This is a genomic window from Mycobacterium sp. NGS49 (assembly GCF_059812565.1).
The window spans coordinates 43,843-68,105 of sequence record NZ_JCALCX010000017.1 but is presented as its reverse complement, the minus strand read 5'-3'; the positions used below and the strand labels follow the sequence as shown (position 1 = coordinate 68,105).

23 protein-coding genes, 1 tRNA gene and 3 pseudogenes are annotated in these 24,263 nt (G+C 63.1%); 16 read left to right on the top strand and 11 right to left on the bottom strand.

What is annotated here, in order from left to right:
• Positions 1-39 precede the first annotated feature (39 nt).
• A complete protein-coding gene (locus AC5Y7D_RS18955) occupies positions 40-3,021 on the top strand; it encodes a UPF0182 family protein (RefSeq protein WP_499926650.1) in 2,982 nt (993 codons plus the stop codon).
• 10 nt (positions 3,022-3,031) lie between these two features.
• Here AC5Y7D_RS18955 and AC5Y7D_RS18950 read toward each other — a convergent pair whose 3' ends face one another.
• On the bottom strand, positions 3,032-4,237 hold the full coding sequence (locus tag AC5Y7D_RS18950) for an RtcB family protein (RefSeq protein WP_499926648.1): 1,206 nt from the start codon (positions 4,235-4,237) through the stop codon (positions 3,032-3,034).
• A 151-nt stretch (positions 4,238-4,388) separates the two neighbouring features.
• Here AC5Y7D_RS18950 and AC5Y7D_RS18945 point away from each other — a divergent pair.
• Positions 4,389-4,462: transfer RNA gene (locus AC5Y7D_RS18945), tRNA-Met, on the top strand.
• A gap of 415 nt (positions 4,463-4,877) precedes the next feature.
• Here AC5Y7D_RS18945 and AC5Y7D_RS18940 read toward each other — a convergent pair.
• A complete protein-coding gene (locus AC5Y7D_RS18940) occupies positions 4,878-5,102 on the bottom strand; it encodes a PPW family C-terminal domain-containing PPE protein (RefSeq protein ID WP_499926768.1) in 225 nt (74 codons plus the stop codon).
• A 50-nt stretch (positions 5,103-5,152) separates the two neighbouring features.
• Positions 5,153-5,470, bottom strand: a pseudogene (locus tag AC5Y7D_RS18935) (P-type ATPase actuator domain-containing protein); the annotation flags it as partial.
• A gap of 190 nt (positions 5,471-5,660) precedes the next feature.
• Between AC5Y7D_RS18935 and AC5Y7D_RS18930 the strand changes: the two are divergent.
• The 7 genes and pseudogenes from AC5Y7D_RS18930 to AC5Y7D_RS18900 form a co-directional block, all read left to right on the top strand.
• A pseudogene (locus tag AC5Y7D_RS18930) lies at positions 5,661-5,959 on the top strand (ArsR/SmtB family transcription factor); the annotation flags it as partial.
• Between the two features lie 65 nt (positions 5,960-6,024).
• Positions 6,025-7,368 carry an MFS transporter gene (locus tag AC5Y7D_RS18925; RefSeq protein WP_499926646.1) on the top strand — a complete coding sequence of 448 codons (1,344 nt, stop codon included), beginning with the start codon at positions 6,025-6,027 and terminating at the stop codon, positions 7,366-7,368.
• 768 nt (positions 7,369-8,136) lie between these two features.
• Positions 8,137-8,439 carry a DUF1490 family protein gene (locus AC5Y7D_RS18920; RefSeq protein ID WP_499926644.1) on the top strand — a complete coding sequence of 101 codons (303 nt, stop codon included), beginning with the start codon at positions 8,137-8,139 and terminating at the stop codon, positions 8,437-8,439.
• Positions 8,440-8,500: 61 nt separating this feature from the next.
• Entirely contained in the window at positions 8,501-10,795 is a 2,295-nt protein-coding gene (locus AC5Y7D_RS18915; RefSeq protein WP_499926766.1) for a copper-translocating P-type ATPase, read from the top strand.
• 67 nt (positions 10,796-10,862) lie between these two features.
• Complete coding sequence (locus AC5Y7D_RS18910; RefSeq protein WP_499926643.1) at positions 10,863-11,483, top strand: DUF5134 domain-containing protein; 621 nt, start codon at positions 10,863-10,865, stop codon at positions 11,481-11,483.
• Positions 11,484-11,740: 257 nt separating this feature from the next.
• Positions 11,741-11,977: a hypothetical protein gene (locus AC5Y7D_RS18905; protein WP_499926641.1), complete on the top strand. Its 237-nt coding sequence runs from the start codon at positions 11,741-11,743 to the stop codon at positions 11,975-11,977.
• Between the two features lie 108 nt (positions 11,978-12,085).
• Positions 12,086-12,490, top strand: a complete 405-nt coding sequence (locus AC5Y7D_RS18900) for a DUF4189 domain-containing protein (RefSeq protein WP_499926639.1) — start codon at positions 12,086-12,088, stop codon at positions 12,488-12,490.
• Positions 12,491-12,959: 469 nt separating this feature from the next.
• Here AC5Y7D_RS18900 and AC5Y7D_RS18895 read toward each other — a convergent pair whose 3' ends face one another.
• Positions 12,960-14,546: a multicopper oxidase family protein gene (locus AC5Y7D_RS18895; RefSeq protein ID WP_499926637.1), complete on the bottom strand. Its 1,587-nt coding sequence runs from the start codon at positions 14,544-14,546 to the stop codon at positions 12,960-12,962.
• Positions 14,547-14,911: 365 nt separating this feature from the next.
• Here AC5Y7D_RS18895 and AC5Y7D_RS18890 point away from each other — a divergent pair, with 365 nt between their 5' ends.
• Complete coding sequence (locus tag AC5Y7D_RS18890) at positions 14,912-15,598, top strand: Rv0324 family HTH-type transcriptional regulator (protein WP_499926635.1); 687 nt, start codon at positions 14,912-14,914, stop codon at positions 15,596-15,598.
• 70 nt (positions 15,599-15,668) lie between these two features.
• On the opposite strand, the gene mddA is transcribed toward AC5Y7D_RS18890, so the two are convergent.
• Together mddA and AC5Y7D_RS18880 are read right to left on the bottom strand one after the other, a co-directional pair.
• Positions 15,669-16,430, bottom strand: coding sequence for a methanethiol S-methyltransferase (gene mddA / locus AC5Y7D_RS18885; RefSeq protein ID WP_499926634.1), 762 nt, complete (start codon positions 16,428-16,430; stop codon positions 15,669-15,671).
• Positions 16,427-16,633 carry a hypothetical protein gene (locus tag AC5Y7D_RS18880; protein ID WP_499926633.1) on the bottom strand — a complete coding sequence of 69 codons (207 nt, stop codon included), beginning with the start codon at positions 16,631-16,633 and terminating at the stop codon, positions 16,427-16,429. The genes mddA and AC5Y7D_RS18880 overlap by 4 nt, the downstream gene beginning before the upstream one ends.
• Positions 16,634-16,715: 82 nt before the next feature.
• Here AC5Y7D_RS18880 and AC5Y7D_RS18875 point away from each other — a divergent pair, with 82 nt between their 5' ends.
• The gene (locus AC5Y7D_RS18875; protein WP_499926632.1) at positions 16,716-16,856 is read left to right on the top strand and encodes a hypothetical protein; all 141 of its coding nucleotides are present in this window, start codon (positions 16,716-16,718) and stop codon (positions 16,854-16,856) included.
• Entirely contained in the window at positions 16,853-17,380 is a 528-nt protein-coding gene (locus AC5Y7D_RS18870; protein WP_499926630.1) for a class I SAM-dependent methyltransferase, read from the top strand. The genes AC5Y7D_RS18875 and AC5Y7D_RS18870 overlap by 4 nt, the downstream gene beginning before the upstream one ends.
• Before the next feature lie 13 nt (positions 17,381-17,393).
• On the opposite strand, the gene AC5Y7D_RS18865 is transcribed toward AC5Y7D_RS18870, so the two are convergent.
• Positions 17,394-18,713: a cytochrome P450 gene (locus AC5Y7D_RS18865; protein WP_499926629.1), complete on the bottom strand. Its 1,320-nt coding sequence runs from the start codon at positions 18,711-18,713 to the stop codon at positions 17,394-17,396.
• Positions 18,710-19,132 carry a hypothetical protein gene (locus AC5Y7D_RS18860; protein ID WP_499926628.1) on the bottom strand — a complete coding sequence of 141 codons (423 nt, stop codon included), beginning with the start codon at positions 19,130-19,132 and terminating at the stop codon, positions 18,710-18,712. The genes AC5Y7D_RS18865 and AC5Y7D_RS18860 overlap by 4 nt, the downstream gene beginning before the upstream one ends.
• 66 nt (positions 19,133-19,198) lie before the next feature.
• Between AC5Y7D_RS18860 and AC5Y7D_RS18855 the strand changes: the two genes are divergently transcribed.
• Positions 19,199-19,795, top strand: coding sequence for a TetR/AcrR family transcriptional regulator (locus tag AC5Y7D_RS18855; protein ID WP_499926626.1), 597 nt, complete (start codon positions 19,199-19,201; stop codon positions 19,793-19,795).
• Here the strand turns inward: AC5Y7D_RS18855 and AC5Y7D_RS18850 are convergent.
• A pseudogene (locus AC5Y7D_RS18850) lies at positions 19,782-20,403 on the bottom strand (class I SAM-dependent methyltransferase). The gene AC5Y7D_RS18855 and the pseudogene AC5Y7D_RS18850 overlap by 14 nt on opposite strands.
• An 18-nt stretch (positions 20,404-20,421) precedes the next feature.
• Positions 20,422-21,153, bottom strand: coding sequence for a TetR/AcrR family transcriptional regulator (locus tag AC5Y7D_RS18845; protein ID WP_499926623.1), 732 nt, complete (start codon positions 21,151-21,153; stop codon positions 20,422-20,424).
• Between the two features lie 77 nt (positions 21,154-21,230).
• Between AC5Y7D_RS18845 and AC5Y7D_RS18840 the strand changes: the two genes are divergently transcribed.
• Positions 21,231-22,397: an NAD(P)/FAD-dependent oxidoreductase gene (locus AC5Y7D_RS18840; RefSeq protein ID WP_499926621.1), complete on the top strand. Its 1,167-nt coding sequence runs from the start codon at positions 21,231-21,233 to the stop codon at positions 22,395-22,397.
• Positions 22,390-23,214 carry a nucleoside phosphorylase gene (locus tag AC5Y7D_RS18835; RefSeq protein WP_499926619.1) on the top strand — a complete coding sequence of 275 codons (825 nt, stop codon included), beginning with the start codon at positions 22,390-22,392 and terminating at the stop codon, positions 23,212-23,214. Before AC5Y7D_RS18840 ends, AC5Y7D_RS18835 begins: the two co-directional genes overlap by 8 nt.
• Before the next feature lie 242 nt (positions 23,215-23,456).
• On the opposite strand, the gene AC5Y7D_RS18830 is transcribed toward AC5Y7D_RS18835, so the two are convergent.
• Positions 23,457-23,879: a TSUP family transporter gene (locus AC5Y7D_RS18830; RefSeq protein WP_499926617.1), complete on the bottom strand. Its 423-nt coding sequence runs from the start codon at positions 23,877-23,879 to the stop codon at positions 23,457-23,459.
• Between AC5Y7D_RS18830 and AC5Y7D_RS18825 the strand changes: the two genes are divergently transcribed.
• The gene (locus AC5Y7D_RS18825) at positions 23,866-24,042 is read left to right on the top strand and encodes a hypothetical protein (protein ID WP_499926615.1); all 177 of its coding nucleotides are present in this window, start codon (positions 23,866-23,868) and stop codon (positions 24,040-24,042) included. The genes AC5Y7D_RS18830 and AC5Y7D_RS18825 overlap by 14 nt on opposite strands.
• Positions 24,043-24,263 lie beyond the last annotated feature (221 nt).

Sequence of the window (24,263 nt, the reverse complement as noted above, 5' to 3'; positions counted from 1 at the left end):
GTTGTGGCCATCGGGAAAACGAATTAGGGAGCGTAGCCAGTGGGAATGCGGCCCGCCGCAAGGATGCCGAAGCTGACTCGGCGCAGCCGGATTCTGATTCTGATCGCGCTGGGCGTGATCGTGCTGTTGTTGGCCGGTCCGCGCCTGATCGACGCCTACGTCGACTGGCTGTGGTTCGGTGAACTCGGCTACCGCTCGGTGTTCACCACCGTGCTGATCACCCGGCTCGTGGTGTTTCTGATCGCGGCTCTGCTGGTCGGGGGGATCGTTTTCGGCGGGATGGCGCTGGCCTACCGAACCCGCCCGGTGTTCGTCCCGAGCAATGACAACGACCCGGTGGCTCGGTATCGGGCGGTGGTGATGAGCCGGCTGCGGTTGGTGGGCATCGGCGTCCCGACGGCCATCGGCCTGCTGGCCGGCATGGTGGCTCAGAGCTACTGGGTGCGCATCCAGTTGTTCCTGCACGGCGGCGACTTCGGCATCGCCGATCCGCAGTTCGGCAAAGACCTGGGTTTCTACGCCTTCGAGTTGCCGTTCTACCGGCTGGTGCTCAGCTACATGTTCGTCGCGGTGTTCTTGGCCCTGGTGGCGAACCTGGTGTCGCACTATCTGTTCGGCGGGATCCGGTTGTCGGGGCGGGCCGGGGCATTGAGCCGCTCGGCACGTATCCAGCTGATCAGTCTGGTCGGGATGCTGGTGCTACTCAAGGCCGTTGCCTACTGGCTGGACCGCTACGAGCTGTTGTCGCACACCCGCGGTGGCAAGCCGTTCACCGGAGCCGGGTACACCGACATCAACGCGGTGCTGCCGGCCAAGCTGATCCTGATGGCGATCGCGCTGATCTGCGCGGCGGCGGTGTTCTCCGCGATCACGCTTCGGGACTTGCGGATTCCGGCGATCGGTCTGGTGCTACTGCTGCTGTCCTCGCTGATCGTGGGGGCGGGCTGGCCGATGATCGTCGAGCAGATCAGTGTCAAACCCAATGCGGCACAGAAGGAAAGCGAATACATCAGCCGGAGTATCGCCGCGACCCGACAAGCCTACGGACTGACGCCGGACGTGGTGACCTATCGCAACTACACCGGCGACGGTCAGGCGACCGCGCAGCAGGTGGCCTCCGACCGCGCGACCACCGCCAACATCCGGTTGCTCGACCCCACCATCGTCAGCCCGGCGTTCACCCAGTTCCAGCAGGGCAAGAACTTCTACTACTTCCCCGACCAGCTGTCCATCGACCGCTACCAGGACCGCGGCGGCAACCTGCGCGACTACGTGGTCGCCGCCCGGGAGCTCAACCCGGACCGGCTGATCGACAACCAGCGCGACTGGATCAACCGGCACACCGTCTACACACACGGCAACGGTTTCATCGCGTCGCCGGCCAACACGGTGCGCGGCATCGCGAACGATCCCAACCAGAACGGCGGCTATCCCCAGTTCCTGGTCAACGTCGTCGGCGCCAACGGCAGTATCGTCTCCGACGGACCGGCACAACTGGACCAGCCGCGGGTCTACTTCGGACCGGTGATCGCAAACGCCGCCGCCGATTACGCGATCGTCGGCAAGACTGGCGCCGACCGCGAATACGACTACGAGACCAGCGCCGAGACCAAGAACTACACCTACACCGGCGGCGGTGGCGTTGCGATCGGCAGCTGGATCTCCCGCAGCGTGTTCGCCGCGAAGTTCGCCGAGCGGAACTTCTTGTTCTCCAACGTGATCGGCTCCAACAGCAGGATTCTGTTCAATCGCGACCCGGCGCAGCGGGTGGAAGCGGTGGCCCCTTGGCTGACCACGGACAGCGCCGTGTACCCGGCGATCGTGAACAAGCGGATGGTGTGGATCATCGACGGCTACACCACGCTGGACAACTATCCGTACTCCGAGCTCACGTCGTTGTCGTCGGCGACGGCGGACTCGACCGAGGTGGCGTTCAACCGGCTGGCGCCGGACAAGCGGGTCTCCTATATCCGCAATTCGGTGAAGGCCACCGTGGACGCCTACGACGGCACCGTGACGCTGTATCAGCAGGACGAGAACGATCCGGTGCTCAAGGCATGGATGCGGGTGTTCCCGGGCACGGTGAAGCCCAAGGGCGACATCAGCCCCGAACTCGCCGAGCACCTGCGCTATCCCGAGGACCTGTTCAAGGTGCAGCGCATGCTGCTGGCCAAGTATCACGTGAACGACCCGGTGACGTTCTTCTCCACCTCGGACTTCTGGGACGTTCCGCTGGACCCGAACCCGACCGCCAGCAGCTACCAACCGCCGTATTACATCGTCGCGAAAAACATTGCCAAGAACGATAATTCGGCCTCCTACCAACTGACCAGCGCGATGAACAGATTCAAGCGCGACTACCTGGCCGCCTATATCAGTGCCAGTTCGGACCCCGCGACCTACGGCAAGATCACGGTGCTGACCATTCCCGGTCAGGTCAACGGGCCGAAGCTGGCCAATAACGCGATCACCACCGATCCGGCGGTGTCCCAGGATCTCGGGGTGATCGGGCGGGACAACCAGAACCGGATCCGCTGGGGAAATCTGCTCACTCTTCCGGTGGGCCAGGGCGGCTTGCTGTACGTCGAGCCCGTCTACGCCTCGCCGGGGGCCAGCGACGCGGCATCGTCGTATCCGCGGTTGATCCGGGTGGCGATGATGTACAACGACAAGATCGGGTACGGGCCCACGGTCGGTGATGCGCTGACGGCGCTGTTCGGACCCGGCGCCGGTGCGGCCGCGACCGGCATTCAGCCCACCGACGCCGGGGTGCCGGCCGCGCCGCCGGCCACTCCGCCGCAGCCCGCGGCCGGGCCCGGGACGCCGCCTCCCACGGCGGCGGTGCCGGCACCTCCTGAGGCTTCCGCTGCTCTCTCGCCGGCCAAAGCCGCTGCGCTGCAAGAGATTCAAGCGGCCATAGGCGCCGCCAGGGATGCGCAGAAGAAGGGTGACTTCGCCGGCTACGGCTCGGCGCTGCAGCGGCTGGACGAAGCGATCACCAAGTTCAACAACACCAGGTAGCTTCGCGGGCTCACTGCCCCTTGACGTTCATGACCTGCCGCAGCGAGGTCACCACCTCGACAAGAGGTTCGGCATCGACCATGACCTGGTCGATGTCCTTGTAGGCCTGCGGGATCTCGTCGATCCACTCCCTGCCGTGGCGGTACTCGATCCCCAGCATCGCCTGGGCAAGGTCCTGTTCGGTGAACAGCTCCTTGGCCTTCGTCCTGCTGAACCGGCGGCCGGCCCCGTGCGGTGCCGACCACAGGCCGTCGGCGTTGCCCCGCCCCCGCACGATGTAGGAGCGGGTGCCCATCGAGCCGGGGATGATGCCCAGCTTGCCTTCGGTGGCGTCGATTGCGCCCTTGCGGGTGAGCCACACGCTTTCGCCGTCGATCGTGGTCGGCACCGTGTAGTTGTGGTGGGTGTTGATGCGTTCGGTCTCCACCCGCTGCGGCTGCGCACCGATCCACGAGGCGAAAACGTGGATGAACCGGTCCATCATCTCGGCACGGTTGAGGAAGGCGAAGCGCTGCGCCCACTCCAAATCCCTTATGTAACGATCAAATTCGGCCGTTCCTTGCCGCAGGTATGCCAGATCGCGGTTCGGGAGCTTGATCGACGGGTCGGCTGAGCACAGGTCAAGGGCGATCTTGATGTGCCGCTGGGCGATCTTGTTGCCGACGCCGCGGGAACCGCTGTGCAGGAACAGCCAGACGTTGTCTTCGGTGTCCAGACACAGTTCGATGAAGTGGTTGCCGCCGCCGAGAGATCCCAACTGCTGCATCCACTTCGGGCTGTGCGACAGGTCGACGCCGAGCTCCTTCTGCAGCGCCAGTAGCTCGTCGTGCTTCTTGGCGGTGAAGGAAAACCGTTGCAGGGATTTGTTGTAGTTGCCGGGCGACAGCGGAATCGCGTCTTCGACCCGCTGGCGAAGCGCCGTCAGTCGGGAGCGGTAGTCGCCGCCGAACCGAGCCGCCAGGTCCTGCTCGGTGAACCGGGTCTTGGCCGCGACCATGCCGCACCCGATGTCGACGCCGACCGCCGCGGGGATCACGGCGCCCCGGGTCGGGATGACGGTGCCGACGGCCGAGCCCTTGCCCAGGTGCGCGTCGGGCATCAGCGAGACGTGCGGGTGGACGAACGGCATGGACGCGGTGACCTTTGCCTGCTCGACGGTGTTGCCCGCGATGTCGGTGGCGAAGTTGAGCAGCTTGGGCCCGAGTTGTTCGGGCATCGTGGTCTCCTAGCGTGCGGCGGTCGTTGGGACCGTATTCCCGCGGACGTGGGCGGTGCAACGGGTTTTTCCGCACTTGCCGGGACATCGGCACTGGTGGGGACGCGATTTGGATTGATCCACACGCGTTGGGTAACCTTGCGTTTACCGACGCGGGGTGGAGCAGCTCGGTAGCTCGCTGGGCTCATAACCCAGAGGTCGCAGGTTCGAATCCTGTCCCCGCTACTAGCGGAAGCGGCCCCCAGGCGCAAGCCTGGGGGCCATTTTCTATGGCTTTGGGAACATTAGCGTCGGTAACGAGTGCATCGATGCCTAGATTGCGAGCGTGCGCCCGGCGGTAGCAAGGCTGTGGAGATCCGGTAGGGAAGTGTGGGTCGTGGCGCGTCGCGTTGTTAAGAAAGACGTCGTGAACCGAATCGCCGTGCGGTCCCCCAAAGCCTCGGCGAAGCTGGAGAACCGGACGGTCCCGGCCGGCTACGTACGGCCAGCGTCGGTGGAGAAGTTTCTCGCTGCCATCGTGTCCTGCAGTTGTCGGGCGTCAGCGTAACGGTCGTGAGGCCCACAGCCACATGCGCAGGGCTCGATAAGCACGGCCACCGCCATCGTCCTCAGCCACCGTCGAGCGGCCACCTCGTTACTGTTACAGGTCGTCGCCTCCCCGGTCCTGTGGTTCGGCGGACGGCGCTGATTGGTTGTTCCAAGTCCCCGGCACCATAGGAATGCGTGGTTCGCCGCCGAACGCATCGGGGTCCAGTGTTGCCAGGCCCGCCGCATGGGAAGTCGAATGGGGCACGATTCCAGCGAAACCCAGGGATGTCGCGCCGAGATCCGAAGCCGTTGCGCCGATTTCGGGTTCCAAATCCATGTACTCGTACCCGCGACCCAGCATGGTGACCTTCGCCCGCCGAGGCCGCGGCGCTCCGGTCGGCTCTTGCGTTCCTGTGCCTCTTCGACGATGTGCACGATGCGGGTCAGCGAGCTGTCGTTGGCCCGGGCAGTCACCTCGACCTCGACTGCCCCGTCGCCGTTGATCGCGCCGGCGTATACAACGCTGCCCGGCCCGGCCTCTACCAGAACCGACTCCCCCGTGATCGCCGACAAGTCCAAGCTGGTGCGAGCGGATTTGATCAGCCCGTCGGTCGCGGCCCGCTCACCTGGGCGAAGGACCATCACGTCAGTCAGAGCCAAATCGTCTGGCGCTACGGTGATTTCGCGACCATCGCGCAGTACTGACATCTGTCGATGAATGATTCGGCGTAGCTGTTGTTCCATGGAGTACCCGGAGGAATGTAGAAAAACCCGACCCAACGCTGAATTGGCGGATCCCGGGTTTGCTCTCTGTACGCTCCCTGATTATTATCTACGCATGAATGCAGATAAATAAGTTCCCGGGACGCGGCTGCCCGGGGATCGGGGGGATCTGATGGTTGAGGTTTTCCGCATGCTGGCCGATTCCGTTCGCATTCAGCTGTTGTGGGTGCTGGTGTGGCACCAGATGTCGGTAAACGACTTAGCCACCGAGGTCGGAAAACCCGCCCCGTCGGTATCGCAGCATATGCCGGAGTTGCGGATGTCGCGGCTGATCTGCACCCGCCGCGAAGGCACCACAGTCTGCTACAGCCTGGACAACGACCACGTGCGCCAGTTAGTGACCGTGCGGTGTGTAACGCCGAGCACGCCGGGCCGGGAATCCCGTCCCATCACCGCGCCGATGCCCCGCTGACGCGAGGCAACGCGGCTGATCACGGCCACCTACCTAATCCGCACGAAAACAAGAGGGATCAGCAATGTCGTTATTCAGCTCCCGCGACTACAGGCGTCTGTTCGCGGCGCAGGTGGTCGCGCTGTTCGGGACTGGCCTGACGACGGTGGCGTTGGGGCTGCTGGCCTACCACCTGGCCGGGGCCGACGCGGCCGCCGTGCTCGGCACGGCGTTAGCGATCAAGATGATCACCTACGTGACGGTTGCTCCGATCGCCGCGGCACATGCCGATCGTGTTCCGCGGCGGCTGATGCTCGTGTTTCTCGATCTGACCCGGGCCACGGTGGTGGTGGCGTTGCCGTTCATCGACCAGGCGTGGCAGATTTACGTGCTTATCGCGCTTCTGCAGTCGGCGTCAGCGGCGTTCACGCCGACCTTTCAGGCGGTCATCCCCGATGTGGTCTGCGACGAATCCGACTACATCAAGGCGCTGTCGGCCTCCCAGCTCGCCTCCACGATGGAGGGTTTGCTCAGCCCGGTGCTGGCCGCGCTGGCGCTAACGGTTATGAGTTTCCACTGGCTGTTCGTGGGCACCGTGATCGGGTTCCTGCTGTCAGCGGGCCTAGTGGTCAGCACCCGCATCCCCGACGCCACGCCCAACCCAAGAGTTAGCGCCTGGGAGCGGGCTGTGGCCGGGATCCGGATCTTCGCCGCCACCCCGCGTCTGCGTGGCGTGCTGGCCCTGGATCTCGCGGTGGCCGGATGCGGGTCGATCGTCATGGTCAACACCGTCAACTACGTCCGCGACGCCCTGGGCCGCACCCAGGCAGACGTCGCCTGGCTACTCGCCGCCTCAGGCCTCGGCACGATGGTGGTCGCGCTGGTGCTCCCGCTAGTGCTACGCCGAGTATCCCAGCGGACCGTGATGTTGACCGGCGGTGCGATGCTGCTCATCGGTGCCGCAAGCGCAATCATCCTGTCAACGTCTAGCGGTGAACAGCGATGGCATGCCGCCCTTGCGATTTGGCTGTTCATCGGAGCCGGTATGAGCCTGGTACTCACCCCCGTGGGCCAGGTATTGCGCCGCTCATCGGCCCACGCCGATCAGCCCGCAGTGTTCGCCGCCCACTTCTCGCTATCCCACCTATGCTGGCTGCTGACTTACCCCGTCGCAGGCTGGGGAGCCACGCTAGCCGGCTGCACCGCAACCTGGTCCACCCTGGGGTTTGTCGCCACCGCAGGGGCGGTCATCGCCCTGCTGATCTGGCCGCGCCGCGACCCCGTGGCGCTCACTCACACCCATGACATCGCCACTACCGACCGTGTGCATCTCAACGACGCCACTGTCGTCCACGACGGCATCATGGAACATATACACACCTTCACCATTGACCGAGATCACAATCGCTGGCCACAACTGACCAGCTGATAACTTTCAGGCGGTCGCGGAGGGTCGTCAGTCACGTGAGCCCAAGATGTTCGATGTGATAGACGGCCTCGTCGAGAGCATCGCGACGTCACGCAGATGACGAAAAATTATCGCCGATACCTGGCTGTCGTAAGCCGCGTAGATGACGTTGCGGGCACCGATGACCAATCCCATTGCGCGCAATAGGCAACTGGCGAGAGACCGCGGAATGTTCCATTTCCACGGCCGCCGAGAGATCGTTGAGGCAGCATGCGCCATGGCGCAAGCGGGTCGGGACCCGCAGCGGGCTACCTTGGAGCCTCACGCTGACGGTTGTACCCCACGGGGGTAACCCGGACCCGTTGACACAGGTACCCCATGGGGGTACCTTTCTCGGGTATGAACGAGAACCGCGACACCGGCTGCACCTGCGGTCAGACGGGGTGGACAGATAAAGCCTGAATTGCCCTCAACCTCCCGCGGAGTTCGGCTGATCCTATTTGAATTCCTGACCGGTCCTTGCGAACTAGATCACTGAAAGCTGCTATGTCGCTGCGCATCTCGACTATCGTCGGTAATCAGCGGCGAATAAGAAGTAGGGACTCACGACCGCATTGTCGCCGCTCCGGGCACCGGTGTGCATCACGGTTGCTGAGGCACGGCCTCACGGAGTGGCGCCCCGTTTTCAACTGACAGGCGCTGCCCGCCGGGCAGCGCAGGATGACTCGGCAGCCGAGCGTGACTGTACGCAATCGGTAACGGGTCAATTTGAGGAAGGAAGTGTTGAAAATGGTGCAGGGACTTCTGGCGAAGACGGTGCCTACGGTGGTGACCGGCGTGGTGGGGGCTGCGGCGTATGGGGCGTTGGCGAAAGCGCCCTGGCGGAAGGTGACGGTCGGTGCCACTGCGTGGGGCCTGCGTGCGGCGCGCGCCACCGAGCGCAAGACCAAAGAGGGCGCCGAGCGGGCCCGGTTGGCGGTGGCCGATGTGCTGGCCGAGGCGGCAGATCGGATCGGAGAGCGAGTGCCGCCGCCGACACCGGTAAAGTCGGTACCTACCTTGGCCCCGGAGTCCGGCGATGCTTGCCACTAAGACTCCGGTTACCGCTGATGCCGGCCTCGAACTGACTATTGTCTCCCAAGGTGGCGGGCGGATGCGGGTGCGCGCCAGCGGGTTTGACTTCGACGCGGTCCGGGCTGTCGCGATCGAGGATGCGGTCGCCAAGGTGGCTGGTGTGCACGCGGTGTATGCCTATCCGCGATCGGCGTCAGTGGTGATCTGGTATTTGCCCGATGACTGCGACACCGCTGCGGTTTTGGCGGCGATCGAGGAGGCCTGGAACACTCCTGCGGAGCTGGTGGCCGAGCGCGCTCCGCACTCGGCTGGTGCCGACAAATCCGGTGTCGTGCAAAGGATCACCGACGGAATCTTCAGGTTGCTCGGCCTCTCGCCCGACAGCGACACCACCCGGCCGCCCAGCGAGGGTAGTTGCCATCAGCCGGCGGCGTCCTGTCACGGGGCGCCGGTTGCAGATGCCAAGGGTGAGCAGCGCAAATGGTTGAGGCGGGTGTGGCTGGCCGTGCCGTTGGGGCTGATGTCGATGGCGGCGCCGATGCTGTTGAGCGCCTCGTGGGCGGGGTGGCTGGCCTTTGCCGCGACAGTGCCCGTGCAGTTCGTCGCGGGTTGGCCGTTCCTCAAGGGGGCCGTGCAGCAAGCTCGGGCAGGGTCAGCGGGCATGGACACGCTGATCACGCTGGGCACGCTGACCGCGTTCGCCTACTCGACGTATCAGCTCTTCGTTGGGGGGCCGCTGTTCTTTGACACCGCGGCGTTGATTATCGGGTTCGTAGTGCTGGGCCGCTATTTCGAGGCCCGCGCCACCGGCAAGACCCGCGAGGCGATCAGCAAGCTGCTGGAGATGGGCACCAAGGAAGCCTGTCTGCTGGTGGAGGGCCAGGAAGTTCTCGTGCCGGTGGAACAGGTGCAGGTCGGGGACTTGCTGTTGGTGCGGCCCGGGGAGAAGATCCCCGTCGATGGCGAGATCATCGAGGGTCGCGCCGCTGTCGATGAGTCCATGCTGACTGGGGAGTCGGTCCCGGTCGAGAAGGCGGTGGGCGATCGGGTTGCTGGGGCCACCGTCAATGTCGATGGGCTGCTGACCGTGCGCGCCACCGCCGTGGGGGCCGACACCGCGCTGGCCCAGATTGTGCGACTCGTCGAGCAGGCCCAGGGGGGCAAGGCCCCGGTACAACGGCTGGCCGATCGGGTCTCGGCGGTGTTCGTGCCCGCCGTCCTTGGGGTGGCCGCTCTGACGTTTGCCGGCTGGGCGCTGCTGGCCGCCAACCCGATCGCCGGCATGACCGCGGCGGTCGCGGTGCTGATCATCGCCTGCCCGTGTGCGCTGGGCCTGGCCACCCCCACCGCGATCATCGCCGGCACCGGTCGCGGTGCGGAGATGGGGATCCTGGTCAAAGGCGGCGAGGTCCTGGAGGCGTCGAAAAAGATCGACACCGTGGTGTTCGACAAAACCGGCACGCTCACCCGCGGCCAGATGCAACTCACCGACGTCATCCCCGATAAGCGACAGAAGGCAGATCTGGTGCTACAGATTGCCGCCGCAGTCGAGTCCGGCTCCGAACACCCCATCGGCGCGGCCATCGTCGCTGGTGCCCGCGACCGCGATCTCGAGATCCCAACGGCCACAGCGTTTAACAACCTGGCCGGCCACGGCGTCCGTGCCCAGGTCGATGGCCAAGACGTGCTGGTCGGGCGACGCAAGCTCGTCGAGGAAAACGACGTGCGTCTCCCTGAATATCTCGCTGCGGCAGCCACCAAACTCGAAGAGCAGGGCCGCACCGCGGTCTTCGTCGGCCGTCACGACAGAGTAGTAGGCGTGCTCGCGGTGGCTGACACGATCAAAGACGACGCCCAAGCAGTGGTCCGCCAGCTGCATGACATGGGGCTGCAGGTCGCCATGATCACCGGTGACAACGCCCGCACCGCTGACGCCATAGCCAGACAGGTCGGTATCGACCGCGTGCTGGCCGAGGTCTTGCCCGCGGACAAGGTCAACGAGATCCGTCGGCTCCAAGACGAGGGCCGCATGGTCGCCATGGTCGGCGATGGCGTCAACGACGCCCCCGCGCTGGTGCAAGCCGATCTGGGCATTGCGATCGGCACCGGAACCGACGTGGCCATCGAGGCCTCCGACATCACGCTGATGTCCGAGCGGCTCGACGGCGTGGTGCGTTCGATGCAGCTTTCGCGCCAAACCCTGCGCACGATCCACCAAAACCTCGGCTGGGCCTTCGGCTACAACACCGCCGCCATCCCGCTTGCCGCTTTCGGCCTGCTGAACCCCGTCGTAGCGGGCGCGGCGATGGGGTTGTCGTCGGTCAGTGTGGTGACCAACTCGCTGCGGCTACGGCGCTTCGGCCGCGACACATGACAGACATTCCTTGTCCCATCGACTCACAACTGCATAATTCCCCCCGATCCACGCGGCCCGCTATCGCATGATCCACGACCTGCTGCTTCGCTGGATCGTCACGGTGTTGTTCGTCGTGGGCGCCATGGAATGTGGTCTGCCGATTCTGACCCAACGTCGCCCGTGGACGGTGGTGATCAATCACAGTGTGCATTTCCTGATGGCCGTGGCCATGGCTGCGATGGCCTGGCCGTGGGGCGCACAATTGCCGACAACCGGACCTGCCGTGTTTTTTCTGCTGGCAGCCATGTGGTTCACGACGATAGGGATCGTTGCGGCCCAATCGCCCGTCTCGCGAGTGCTGTACGGATACCACAGCCTGATGATGCTGGCGACGGCATGGATGTATGCGACCATGGAAGGAACTCTGCGACTGGCACATTCGAGCGACGCGCCGAGCACCTCGATGCCGGGCATGGGCATGGCCGCAATGAACGAACCGGCAAGCAGCGGAGCGCCCACATGGTTGACCACAGTGAACTGGATCGGCGCCATCATCTTCGCGACCGCAGCAGCTTTCTGGGCGTTTAGGCATTTTGTAGAGCGGCAGCACGCCACAACCCGCTTTCGGCTGTTGGGGAGCCTCGCCCAAGCGATGATGGCAGTCGGCATGTCAATCTTGTTCATTGCCAAACTGTTCGAAATCTGAGCTCGCAACCGGCCCGACAGTTGTAACGCCGGGCCACCAGGCCGGGATCCTCGCGCTGCGCACAACTTCCGGATGCGCTACTGGTGCCAGCCGCGCCCAATATTCGGGACTTTAGCCCCTACCCCCTAAGGGTATCAAGTGTGATACTTCATCGCATGACGCAAACACCAGAATCCGTCGAACCGCCAGCCGCAACAGGACTATCTCGTCCCTCGGATCTCTCTGAGTCCAGTCGAGTCGATCGACTCTGGACGATTGTGGCTATCGCCGCCGGTGTCGTCTTCATCGTGGCTGTCCTCTTTTTCTCCGGGTTCTTCTTGGGGCGGGTCACCCACGGCCCGTACGGCGGCCACCAAGTCTCCGGCGGGGGCGAGAGCACCTGCCCGATGATGGGCTCCGGCGGAGGCGTGTCACCCGGGATGATGGGCCCGGGAGGCTCCATGCAGCCGGGGCATACGACGATGCCGAGCACCCAGCCAGCGCCCCACCCCTAGTAGACCGTAAGCGTTGGTGCTCAACATATTTAGCTATATCGGCATCGTGCTAGAGCTCAACCGTCACAGACTTCCGCAATCCAGCGTTTGCAAGAAAGGGAGTTAGAAATGATGAATAGGCGAAAGCATCGAATCGCGTTCGCAATCGGCAGCCTGGCAGCGACAGCAGGATTCATGATCGTGGCGGTTCCGTTGGTCCCGCGGGTAACCGCGGGTGTGAGCGAGGAAATGCCCCCTCCGCATGTGATGCGCTATGGCGCAATCGCTTACGCCCCGAGTGGGGCGTGGGGTACAGCGCGGGGTTACCAAGTCAAGGCACAAGCAGAACGAGTCGCATTGGATCAGTGTGGCGATCAGGACTGCCGAGTAATCATCAGCTTCAACCTGTGCGGTGCGGTCGCTTCTGACGGTTCGAGTTACCAAGGCGGGACTGGCTTGACACGTGCGGCGGCCGAAAGTGCCGCCTTGAACAAGTTGGGCGGCGGGAGGATCGTCAGGTCGGTGTGCAACTAAGCTCGGTGAGACTTCTCCGTCAAGCTCCGGACACTCTTGTTGACAACTGTTCGACCGGCCTCAACGAGCGAAAAATAATGCAGGGCGATCTGCTGTGCTGACAATCTCCGTGAGGGATCAAATACGACACCGGATTTTCCTTCCGTCAACCGATACCCTGGCATGACGACCACCGCATCGGCTGATGACCGCCACAGCTTGGGACAGGTGCGGCTCACACAGGATGCATCCAAGAGTACGGACTGCACCTCAAGAGTGCGTGAGAAACCTAAAGGTTAGTGCACGAGTTCGGAACCAAACTCTGCGAAACCGCCCCAAACCAGCGCAATAGATCGCCGACCCCTCCGCGATTCCGCACTCCGGCGAGATCGTCGAGGTACTGGTCGCCCTCGGCGCGATCACCACCTCGTAGCAACAGTGGGTTATCCCACGCGGGGGATGACCGGCTGCGGTGCGGTGGCATGGGTAGTTAGCGGGTATGCGGGTGGCTCTCGGTGCCGCCCGTGTGCTGGTGACTTGTCAGCGGCGATTCCACCGAGGCTGTGTCGGTGGAATGTTCGACGATCATGTACTGGCCCATCATGCCCATGTCTTCGTGTTCGAGGATGTGGCAGTGGTACATGTACGGCGAATGCCCGTCCGAGTATGTATCGAATTTGGCGATTATCCTTACCCTTTCGAACGGTGCGACATGGACGGTGTCTTTCCAGCCTTGCTCGTAGTCCTGGGGAGGCCTGCCGTTGCGGTCAAGAATTTGGAACTGGATGTGGTGAATGTGGAAGGGGTGGTAGAACAGAGCTTCTTGGTTGTCGATTTCCCAGATCTCGGTGTCGCCTTTGGTGACGACTTCGTCGATCCGGGCGTGATCCATGGGTTTGCCATTAATGCTCATGCGGTCGGTGATGTGGAATGTGCGTGTGCGGGAAGCGTCTTGGGGACGTAGCGGCGTGATGGTGTTGAGCTTGTCAGGGATGGCGCTGCGCGGTGCCGGTGCGCCGGTGGGGCGCAGTTCCAGGATTTTGAAGCGCTGGTATTCGTCGTTGTCGCCGACGGTAAGGGTGCGCATGAGGTGGTAGATGTGGGCGTCGCCGGGCACTTCGTGACTCATCAGGGTGACCGGCGCGCCGGCTTCAGTCATGTCGAGGAGGATCTCGGCGCGTTCTCCGGGGCTCAACAGCATCCTGGTCCGCGGCACGGGTCTGGCAAGCAGACCGCCGTCGGTGGCGATCTGCTGGAAGGGGCGGTCATCGGAGAAGCCGAAGTTGTAGCGTCGGGCGTTGGAGGCGTTCAGGATCCGCAGCCGAACGAGTTTTCTCGGCACCTCGAAGTAGGGGGTGTGGGTGCCATTGACCAGAATGGAGTCGCCTAGCTCTCCGAAATTCTGTTGGGTGCGGTCGTAGTGGTAGGTCATACGTCTACCGGTGTCGAAGTTGCGGTCCTGCACCATCAAGGGAATGTCATCAACCCCGTACTGAGCGGGAAGGCCGGCCGCATCGCTGTTCGGGTCGTCGATGAGGAACATGCCCGCCAGACCCGAATACACCTGCTCGGCAGTCTTGCCAAGGGTGTGGGGGTGATACCACAGGGTGGCCGCCGAGTTCGCGATGGTCCAGTGCGGCGACCACGTCGCCCCTGGGTCGATGGGTTGGTGAGGGCCACCGTCCATTGCGGCGGGCACGTGCATGCCATGCCAGTGTACGGTCGTCGTCTCATCGAGCCGGTTTTTTACCTCGATGCGGACTCGGTCTCCGGTACGGGCCCGCAGGGTGGGGCCCAAGTAGCTGCCGTTGTAGCCCGCGGTGTCTGAGAATGCGCCAGGCAGCAGCTCGGTACGCCCGGAAGCCGCGGTGAGCGTGAACACCTTCTCCCCGTTGATGATCGCCGGTTCCAGCAATGGCGGGATGACGAGCCGGTGTTCTAGGACGGTGTGTTCGTTGACGTACTCAATGCCCCGCACGTGCGGGTAGATGAACGATGCCGTCAGGGCCAGGGCGCCGATGCTCACCAGGGATCCCACAATTATCGCGAGGGTGCGCCAGCGCATCAATCGAGTCATCTTTCCTCCGCAGAGGTTGCTGTCACTGGGGCCGCGCCGGGCATTCACAGGTCTAGGTCACCGTTCGGGGGTCATTGTGTGGCAGTGCTTCTGGCGCGGCCCTAAGTGCATTTCTGCTGCCGCGCCGGCGGATGTGGGTTGTTGTCCGGTGCCCTGGACGCGGAGTTGGCCCATCGCGCCCGAGGAGCATCACGCGGGCGATGCTACCCAAAGATATCGGTTAACGATATCGCTATTCGATACACCATGGCCAAAGCCCGATAGCCCTTGCTCGCTGCGCGCAGGCCAGGGCGCGGGGCAATCAGCGTTTGAAGTGGGCTCGGCTGTATTCTGTAATTACAACGAAAAATGGAATTGAGGACGTAGTGGGAGAACTAGAGGTCGCGCAGTCCAACCGCAAGGCAGCCCTGTTGGATCAGATAGCTCGGGTAGGAAAGGCCCTCGGGAACGGCCGGCGATTACAGATTCTCGATCTACTTGCCCAGGGGGAGCGAACGGTCGAGTCAATAGCGACCGCCACCGGGATGAACCTGACAACAGCATCGGCGAACCTGCAGACACTCAAGAGCGGCGGACTAGTTGAAGCGCGGCGTGACGGGACCCGTCAGTACTACCGGCTGGCCGGAGAAGACGTGGCACGGTTGTTCGCACTCGTGCAGATCGTCGCCGATGAGCATCTGGCTGACGTCGCGGTCGCCGCCGCGCAAGTGCTCGGCTCGCCCGAGGATTCAATTACTCGTGAAGAACTGTTGCGCCGCCGCGATGCCGGAGCGGTCACGCTCGTCGACGTGCGACCGTATGAGGAGTACCAGGCCGGCCACATCCCGGGAGCAATCAACATTCCAGTGGCCGAATTGGCCCAGCGTCTCGCTGAAATACCGGCTGACAGCGACATTGTCGCGTACTGCCGTGGTACCTACTGCGTCATGGCGCCGGATGCCGTCCGAATTGCACGAACCGCCGGTCGTGCAGCGGTGCGACTTGACAATGGGATGCTCGAATGGCGGCTGGCTGGCTTGCCGGTCGACGAGGGCGTGAACATCGGGATCTGAGTCGGGTAAGTCTCGTGTCGAAACCTGCTGGACTCCCCATTGCGCTGGCGATGTAATGGCTGATCAGTAATTAGTGTTGCAGCGCAGAGTTTTTCGGGCTCCTGCGCAGGCGCAGCCCAGGAATAAGCATGGGCACGCGGGTGCGGTATCGGCTGTACTCGTCGCCCAGCGCCTTGCCGAGGTCGCGTTCTTCGATCGGCAGGACGGCCAGAATGTACGCAGTCGTCACTGCCGCGAACAGGAGGTGACCAGCGCTCATCGTCGGTGTCGCCCAGAACGCCACGATGAAGCCGAGCATAAGCGGATGCCGCACCAACCGATACAACATTGTGGTGCGGAACTCGAGATCGGTGTATGCCTTTTTCCGCCACGCCAAATAGGTCTGGCGCAGGCCGAAAAGGTCGAAATGATTGATCATGAAAGTCGATGTGAGCACGATAATCCAGCCTGTCCAGAACAGCGCGTAGAGGCCGATGCGCCCCGGCTCCCAGCTGACGTTCCAGATAATCGCGGGCATCGTTCGCCATTGCCAAAACAAAAGGAACAAAACGAGACTGGACAGGAGCACGTAGGTGCTGCGCTCGACCGCGGACGGTATCAGCCGTGTCCACCGTCGCTTGAACGCCGGTCGTGCCATCACGCTGTGTTGCACCGCGAAGAGGCCTAGCAGAACCACATCGACGATGAGCGCCTCCATGGTGGCAGCGGCGATGCCATTGTCGATGCTGCGCGGCACCAACAGATTTCCGACGAAGCCGACCGAGTAGAGAAACGCGGCCAGGAAGACCACGTAACTGATACCTCCGTACCCGATGATCAGCAACCGTTTCATGATGACCTCCTTATCTGCCGTCCTGTCAGACGCTCCGGAAAACCTCGGTCAGCCGTTGTGCGCGAAGTCCATTCGCGTACAGCAACGAGACCGCTTTGTCCGAGGATGACGAGTCGATGCGGGCTCGAAACGGCTTTGTCGATGCGGAACTCCGCGTCGAGATGGTTCTTGAGGTCGCGCTTGGCGCCGAGAGCGAACGACACGTGGCTACTATAATCCAATAATCGATAAAACAATAGAATATTTGACCAACAGGGATGGACTGTTGCTGATGGAGGTTGGCTGTTGTCCCATGGGCGGCTGGAACTCGTCCGCGAGCAGCGCGAACACTGGCAGGACACCTACCGCGCGAACCCCGCGATGTACGGGTCTGACTCGTCCAAGGCCGCGGTCTACGCAGCGGAGGTGTTCGCGGGCGACGTATGAAGAAAGTTCTGGAACTGGGGGCCGGCCACGGCCGCGATTCCCTTTACTTCGCGCGGCAGGGCTTCGAGGTGGTTGCGAGCGACTTCAGCGACATTGCGGTCGCTCAGATATGCCGAGCGGCCCAGGCTCTGCGTGTGGCCACGCGGGTGGCCGCGATAGTGCACGACATGCGCGACAACCTGCCCCAGGCGAGCGGATCCGTTGATGCCGTATACGCGCATATGGCGCTGTGTATGGCGTTGTCCACGAGGGAAATTCACGCCGCTGTCGCCGAGGTCCGCCGGGTGTTGAGGCCGGGTGGAAAGTTCATCTACACCGTTCGGCACACCGGTGATGCGCACTACGGCACCGGCTGCGAGCACGGCGATGACATCTTCGAATCTGGCGGGTTCGCTGTGCACTTCTTCTCGCGCGAGCTCGTCGAGAGTCTGGCTACCGGGTGGAACCTCGACGATGTGCACGACTTCGACGAAGGGGAGTTGCCCCGTCGGCTGTGGCGCATCACTGTCACTAAGCCAGGCTGAGTGACGCAATCCGTCAGGCCAGGGCCCGGTCGTGCTGCGGTGTAAGCCGCAACCGCGCCCTGTGTTTGGGAACGGTGGTGATGTTGCGCACCGTTGGTTGCTCGACGCGGGCGGGTTCGGCCGGAGCAATGGTGAAGTGGCGGAATATCTCTCGCAAGATCACGACACCTTCGGTGAGTGCGAACCCGGAGCCGATGCATCGACGCGCACCGCCGCCGAACGGAAGCCAGGTATTGGGTGCGACAGGGCCGTCCAGGAACCGGCTGGGGCGGAACTCTGTGGGATTCGGATGTGCCTGCTCCCTGGCATGCGCCAACAAGATCGACGTGTTGACCACTGTCCCCGCGGGCAGCTTCCAACCGCCGATGTTGGCTGCTCTGGTGAGTTTCCTTGCTGTAGAGGCGATTACGGTGTGCCTGCGCATCCCTTCCTTGAACACTGCCTCCAGATAGCTGTCATCACCTCCATCGGCCGCGGACACGACCTGGTCTTGGATGTCGGGTTTCTTGCCAACTTCCCACAGCGTCCAAGACAGCGCCGCCGCGGTTGTCTCGTGGCCGGCCAGCAACAAAGTGATGAGCTGGTCGCGCAGTTCGGCATCGGTGAGTGGACCGTCGGAAGTGTCTTTTGCCTGCAATAGTCGGGACAACACGTCGGTGCGGGCACCGAGATCGGAGATTGTGCGTCGGGAGGCGATTTCGCGGTAGAGGAGGGTGTCGACCGCACTTTGATTCTCCGAGAAACGCTTCCATGGGTTCACCCGTTTCAGGGCGGGATATGGAATACCGGCAAGGATGGCGGGATGGATATTGACGATGTCCTGTAGACGACTGATCAACTCCGCCTTCAGCTTGGGGTCTGTGACGCCGAAAACGACGCGAATGATGACATCAAGAGTCAGTGCGTTCATCGCATCGAGTCCACTGATGCTGGAACGTGTTTGCCATTGTGCGATGTGCTCGCGTGCGACCGAGGCGATCATGTCTCGGTATCCGACCAATGCCGCTCGGGTAAACGCCGGCATCAGCAGCGAGCGCATCCGCGCGTGCTCGCCTTCGTCGGTCAGCAACACCGAGTGCTCGCCCATCACCAATCCGAGGATTTGGTTGCCTTCGCCGGCGTGCAACGCCTTCGGGTCGGCGGCGAAGATTTCTTTGATGTGCTCGGGTCGGGTGTACACCACGAGGTTGTCGGCATATGGAGGCACCCGCAACGAGAACACATCTCCGTACCGGCGATGCATTGCCGGTAGGAACCATGCCCGAAATTTCAGGTACAGCACACTTTGCAGGTACCGGGGAAGCCGCGGTCCGGGAGGCAGGGCGGTGGTCATCGCGTGGCCTTGCCGAGCTCAGCCGCATCGACGCCTGGCCAAGCCAGGCCGGCGTTGATGCAGGCCTGGTGCAGCGCTCGAACGAACTCTTGTGCGTCTCCGGACACACCGGCGAAATCGTTGGGGCTCATGACAAGTCGGTGGCCCACGCTCGTCTCGGCCACCACCGCCGGCGTCTGGTCACCGGTCAGTAGGGTCACGTCGGCAGATCTCTCGTTGCGATGTACGAGATCGAACGGAACTCCTACCGCGCAGGTGACGTCATTCCAGTCCGGATTGGCCCGCAACCCCCGATGGCTGATGTCGCAGAGCGCACAGGATGTCTTGCCACGCAGTTTGCCGAATGCATAGGCCAGCTCGCCGCGCACGCCGCCGTCGCCGTTGAAAACTCCTACGAAGCGAACAACCTCAGTTGCCATGACCACCCTAAATCTGATAAACAAACGTTTGACGTAAACAATTGTTTATCACGATAGGATGTGTCCGTGCAACAGCCGCGCACCAACCGGGACAAACTGCTCGACGGCGCTCTCGCGTGCGTGCGGGAACGGGGCTACGGCAACACCAGCTCACGCGACATCGCCCGGGCCGCTGGGGTCAACGTCGCTTCGATCAACTATCACTTCGGCGGCAAGGACGCGCTGCTCGATGACGCGCTCGGCAGATGCTTCGCGACCTGGAATCAGCGTGTCCAGGACGCCTTCGACCAGGCCGCGGACACCACTCCCTACGGACAAATCCGAGCCGTTTTCGAGGCGACTGTCGATTCCTTCGAGCAGATCCGGCCCGCTGTCTACGCGTGCGTCGAGTCTTACGCGCCGGCGCTGCGTTCGGAAGTTTTGCGGGAACGCCTCGCCGCCGGATATGCCGACGTGCGGCAGCGTTCGGTGGAGTTGGCTCGTGCGGCGCTGGCTGGCACGGACATGGAACCACCCGAAACGTTGTCGAGCGTTGTCTCGGTGCTGATGGCCGTGATCGATGGCCTGATGATTCAGTGGATCGCCGACCCGTCCGCCACGCCGCGCTCGGCCGAGGTGCTGCAAGCGCTCGCCGACATCGGTGCAGTCGTCACGACGCAGTAGCCGTGAACCAGACAGTCTCGGGATTCTCGGCCCTGCGCTCAGTCCGGATGTCGGTGAAGCCGGCGGCGAAGCCACGCCTCAGTGTCTGAGGTGGTCGGCACGTGGTAGATCGTGGGGTCGAATCGGGCAGCTAGCGGTTGATCATCGGCAATCGACGTGAGGACAAGCCGGCCACCGGGGCGCAGGCTCCGCGCGATGTCGGACAGGCTGGCGCGGGGGTCGGGCCAAAAATAGAAGTTGTGCACGCTGAGTACTTTGTCAAGGCTGGCGTCGGCGACCGGTAGCGCTATTCCGTCACCGTGATGCAGCGTGATCGTGCCCGCTGCAATGGGTTTCGCGTTGCGCTTGGCAGCTATCGCCGACATCGTCGCGGAGACCTCGACGCCGACCACGTCGGCACCGGCGGCAGCGAGCAGTCCGAGAGTGAGACCGGGACCGAAGCCGATTTCACAGATCCTTTCGCCCGGCGCCGGAGCGAGAAGCTCGATCGCAACACGGTTGTCGCTGGCCGTCTCCGTCGGCCAGATCCGACCCAACAGATGGCCGAACACGCCCCTTGGCCGAGCGGCCTGGCTGGACAGATAGCGGCGGGCAGGTGCGAGGAGCACGAGCGGTCCTCCAGTGTGTTAATTGCCAGGGATTGCTGTGGTGGCGCGGACGACGAACTGGGAGAGCGTCGAGGCGATGGTCTCGTCAGTGCTTGTTCCTGACCGCGTTGCTAATCGGGCATCCGGCGAGGGGTCGAAGTGCAGATGCACGGCCCATAACGAGCAGAGTTCGACGATCGTCCGGGCGACAATCGGCGCCGGGCCGGGGAGGCTTGCAAGCCCGGCGTCCGCCCGCTGTTGAAGAAAAGTCTGGACTGCGTCGATTTGGGCGTTGCGGCCGGTGACGAACCAAACTTCGGCTAGCTCGGGCAATTCGGGGGCGCAGCGGTCGACCATCTTCAGTGCGATGCGGTGGCGGGCAAGCCGGTGGTAGAGATCGGTGACGACGTTACCGATATCGGCGCCAATTTGCTTGGTGGACAGAGGCTCTCGCAATACCTGAGTAAGGGTCATATCGCGGATTTCGTCAGCCAACCGTTCGGATATCAGGGCTGCGACTTCGCCGTCGGCGGGCTCAGCCACCGGCAGCTCGGAAGGCGGCGGCACCTCCTCCTGAGCGTCGGCGTAACGCACCGCCGCCGCAAACAACGCAGCCTTGCTCTGCGCATAGCCGTACAGAGTGCCCTTGGCCAATCCAAGGGCGCCTGCGACATCCTGCATTTGAGTGCGCTGGTAACCATGGGTGATGAACACCCGCGCCGCAGCGGCAACAACGGAGATGAACCGGTCGGGCGGAATGCTGCGGGGCATTACCGCAGATTATAACTGACCGACTGAGTCAGTCAATTACGAATCGAACCTAGCTTGCCTGAGAAGGGTTCGGAATTATGGGCAAGACAGTCGTCATTCTTGGTGCGGGCGTCGGGGGTCTCACGGCTGCAGGCGACCTGCGCCGGCTGTTACCGCCGGAAGACCGGATCGTATTGGTGGACAAAAGTTTCGACGGGACCTTGGGGTTGTCACTGCTATGGGTGCTCCGAGGCTGGCGTCGGCCGGACCAGGTTCGGGTGCGCGCGACTGCGGCATCGCTACCGGGAGTCGATTTTGTGACCGCGACCGTCCAACGTATTGATGTTCAAGGCCACGCAGTCCATACCGACAACGGAGTTCTCAGCTACGACGCGCTGGTGGTGGCGCTGGGTGCCGCTTTGAACGCCGCTGCCGTCCCTGGCCTGCAGGCGGCGCTGGACAGCGGTGTCGCGGGTCAGTTCTACACTCTCGACGGCGCCGCAGAGCTGCACGCCGAGGTTGACAGGCTTGACCATGGCAGGATCGCGGTGCTTATTGCGGGCGTGCCATTCAAGTGCCCCGCGGCGCCGTTCGAGGCGGCGTTCCTGATCGCCGCTCAGCTTGGCGATCGGTTCGCAAACTCGACTGTTCAAATCGACACCTTCACTCCCGATCCGCTGCCAATGCCGTTGGCGGGCCCGGAGGTCGGTGAGGCGCTGGTGTCGATGCTCAAGGAACGTGGCATCGGTTTCCATCCCCGCAAGGCCATCGACCACGTGGATTCGGCCGGAAAGACGTTGCATTTCCAGGACGACACGGCTGAGCCATTCGACCTGCTCGTTGTGGTTCCACCCCATGCCCCGTCGGCCGCGGCGAGGTCGACCGGGCTCGGCGAGGCTGGTTGGATTCCGGTGGAATCCCGCACCCTGTCTACGAGCGTCGGCAATGTGTGGGCGATTGGCGACGCGACCATACTGACGCTGCCGAATGGCAAGGCGCTGCCCAAGGCTGCCGTGTTCGCCGAGGCCCAGGCCGAAGTCGTCGCCCACGGAGTGGCTCGCCGTCTCGGCTACGACGTGCCAGAGAAACTGTTCACCGGGGAGGGCGCTTGCTACGTCGAGACCGGCGACGGCCTGGCCGCCAAGGGCGAAGGTAACTTTTTCAACCAACCGGCGCCGTCAATGACGTTGCATTTACCCTCAGCGGTGTTTCACGATGAGAAGGTGACGCAGGAGCGGTCTTGGTTAGAACGGTGGAATGTGTGAGCGGCAGATCGTGTCGATGACTTACGATCTGAACGGCTACCCGCTGGTTGGACCCAAGGACTTCAATGCGCCGTCGGTGCTTCGGCCAGACAATCTGCTGCGAGAAGCCCGTCGTCAAAAGTCGTTGCAGGACAAGCCGGTTCCGCAAGTGTGTGTGCTGGACCCGGATGGCGACATAGTTCGGCACTTGGCGCGGACCGGGACGGGCAGTCGCCATCCGGGTTGGGCTTGCTACCACACCGACATGTGGGTCACCCAATTCAATGGACGCGAAGTTGGAGTGGTGGGGATGGCTGTCGGTGCGCCGTTTGCGGTGTTGGTCGCCGAGCAACTCGCTGCCTCAGGTGCCGACCTTGTCGTAAGCATCACTTCCGCAGGCCGTATCAGCGGCACCGAGGCGCCGCCGTATTTCGTGCTCATCGACCGCGCTCTCCGCGATGAAGGAACTAGCGCACACTATTTGGCGCCCGGTGAATGGAGTTATCTGCCAAGGGCCCTCCTTGATCGACTTCGAAGTGCGTTCGACAGCACTGGGATTTCCGTCGTTACCGGTAGCTCCTGGACCACGGACGCGCCGTACCGCGAAACCGAGATTGCGATCAAGGACGCTCAAAGTCGCGGGATAGCCTGCGTCGAGATGGAAGCTGCCGCGCTATACGCCGTTGCCGCCGCTACAGATCAGAACATCGTCTGTCTTGCGCACATCACCAATACGATGGCAGTGGACGGTGACGATTTCGAGAAGGGCGCCGACAACGGCTTCCATGCCTCGCTCGCGGTTGCAACGGCGGTTGCCGGCGCGGTACTGAACGCGTAACTGCACCAACGTTTATCGAACTGGGGTTTCGTCCTCAGGGGCAGGGTTATCCGTAACCGATCCCTATCAGGCTGTGTTGAACTGCGTTGCGGGACGACTTGACCTGGTTTGTGGGTTGGGCGATGCGGAGCTTTAGCGCATGGATTGGGCGACGTAGAGGGTGGGGGTGGCGACGGCTAATGCGCGCACAGGGCGATGCGTAGGACGCGTTCGGGTAGAAGGGATTGCAGCAGTGCGCCCAGTTAGGCGCAGATGAGTCCGCCTGTGCCGGCGAGTATTCCGACCCACCAATGCGGGGCAATGTCGCGGCCAGCGGTGGTGATGGCCAAGACGAGGTAAGTCCGAGCGCCGGCGATGGAGGTGGCGAATGTGGTCAGCAGTGCTGCGGGTGCGACGGTGGCTACCGGCATGCCGCGTCCGACCAAGATCGGGCTGAGCCGTGATCCTCCGCCAATCCCGTAAATGCCGCCGAGGGTCCCCACTACGGCGGCCGTGGTGATAGTGAATCTGGTGGCGGGTCCGGTGGCCGACTGTGCGGGTGGTTTAGCTGGTAGGCAGAGCCAAACGCCGACGGGAAGTAGGAATGCGGCGACGAGCAGTCGGAAGGCTTGGAGTCCGGGAAGCAGGGTGACTCGGACAATTGCGCCGAGGATGATTCCCGGCACGCTGCCGACCAGCAGAGTGGCCGTAGCCGGTTGCGCAGCGGTGGACGGCGACGGGGGCGGTTACCACGGCTACGAGGATGCCAGCGAGAACGCTGAAGATCAGGAGTTCGATGGTGCTCACGTGGGCACTTTGGCCTATGGCTTCGGATTCGGCCAGAGTTGAAATCATGGCTGGCCGACCAGGTTATCTGTAGCGGGGTTTGCGGGCGCGGTTGCGTCATAGGGAGCATGCATATCTGAAACTGGGGTGGCTGACGATGGACGCGCGGTCGGCCTGTCCTGTGCTGGCCCGAGAATCCGTGCCGTTGTCGTAAGTCTGTGCGCAGGGGCGGCTAATCTGCTTGACACAATGCTCAGAGAGACGCTCGACAGCGCGTCCCGTCA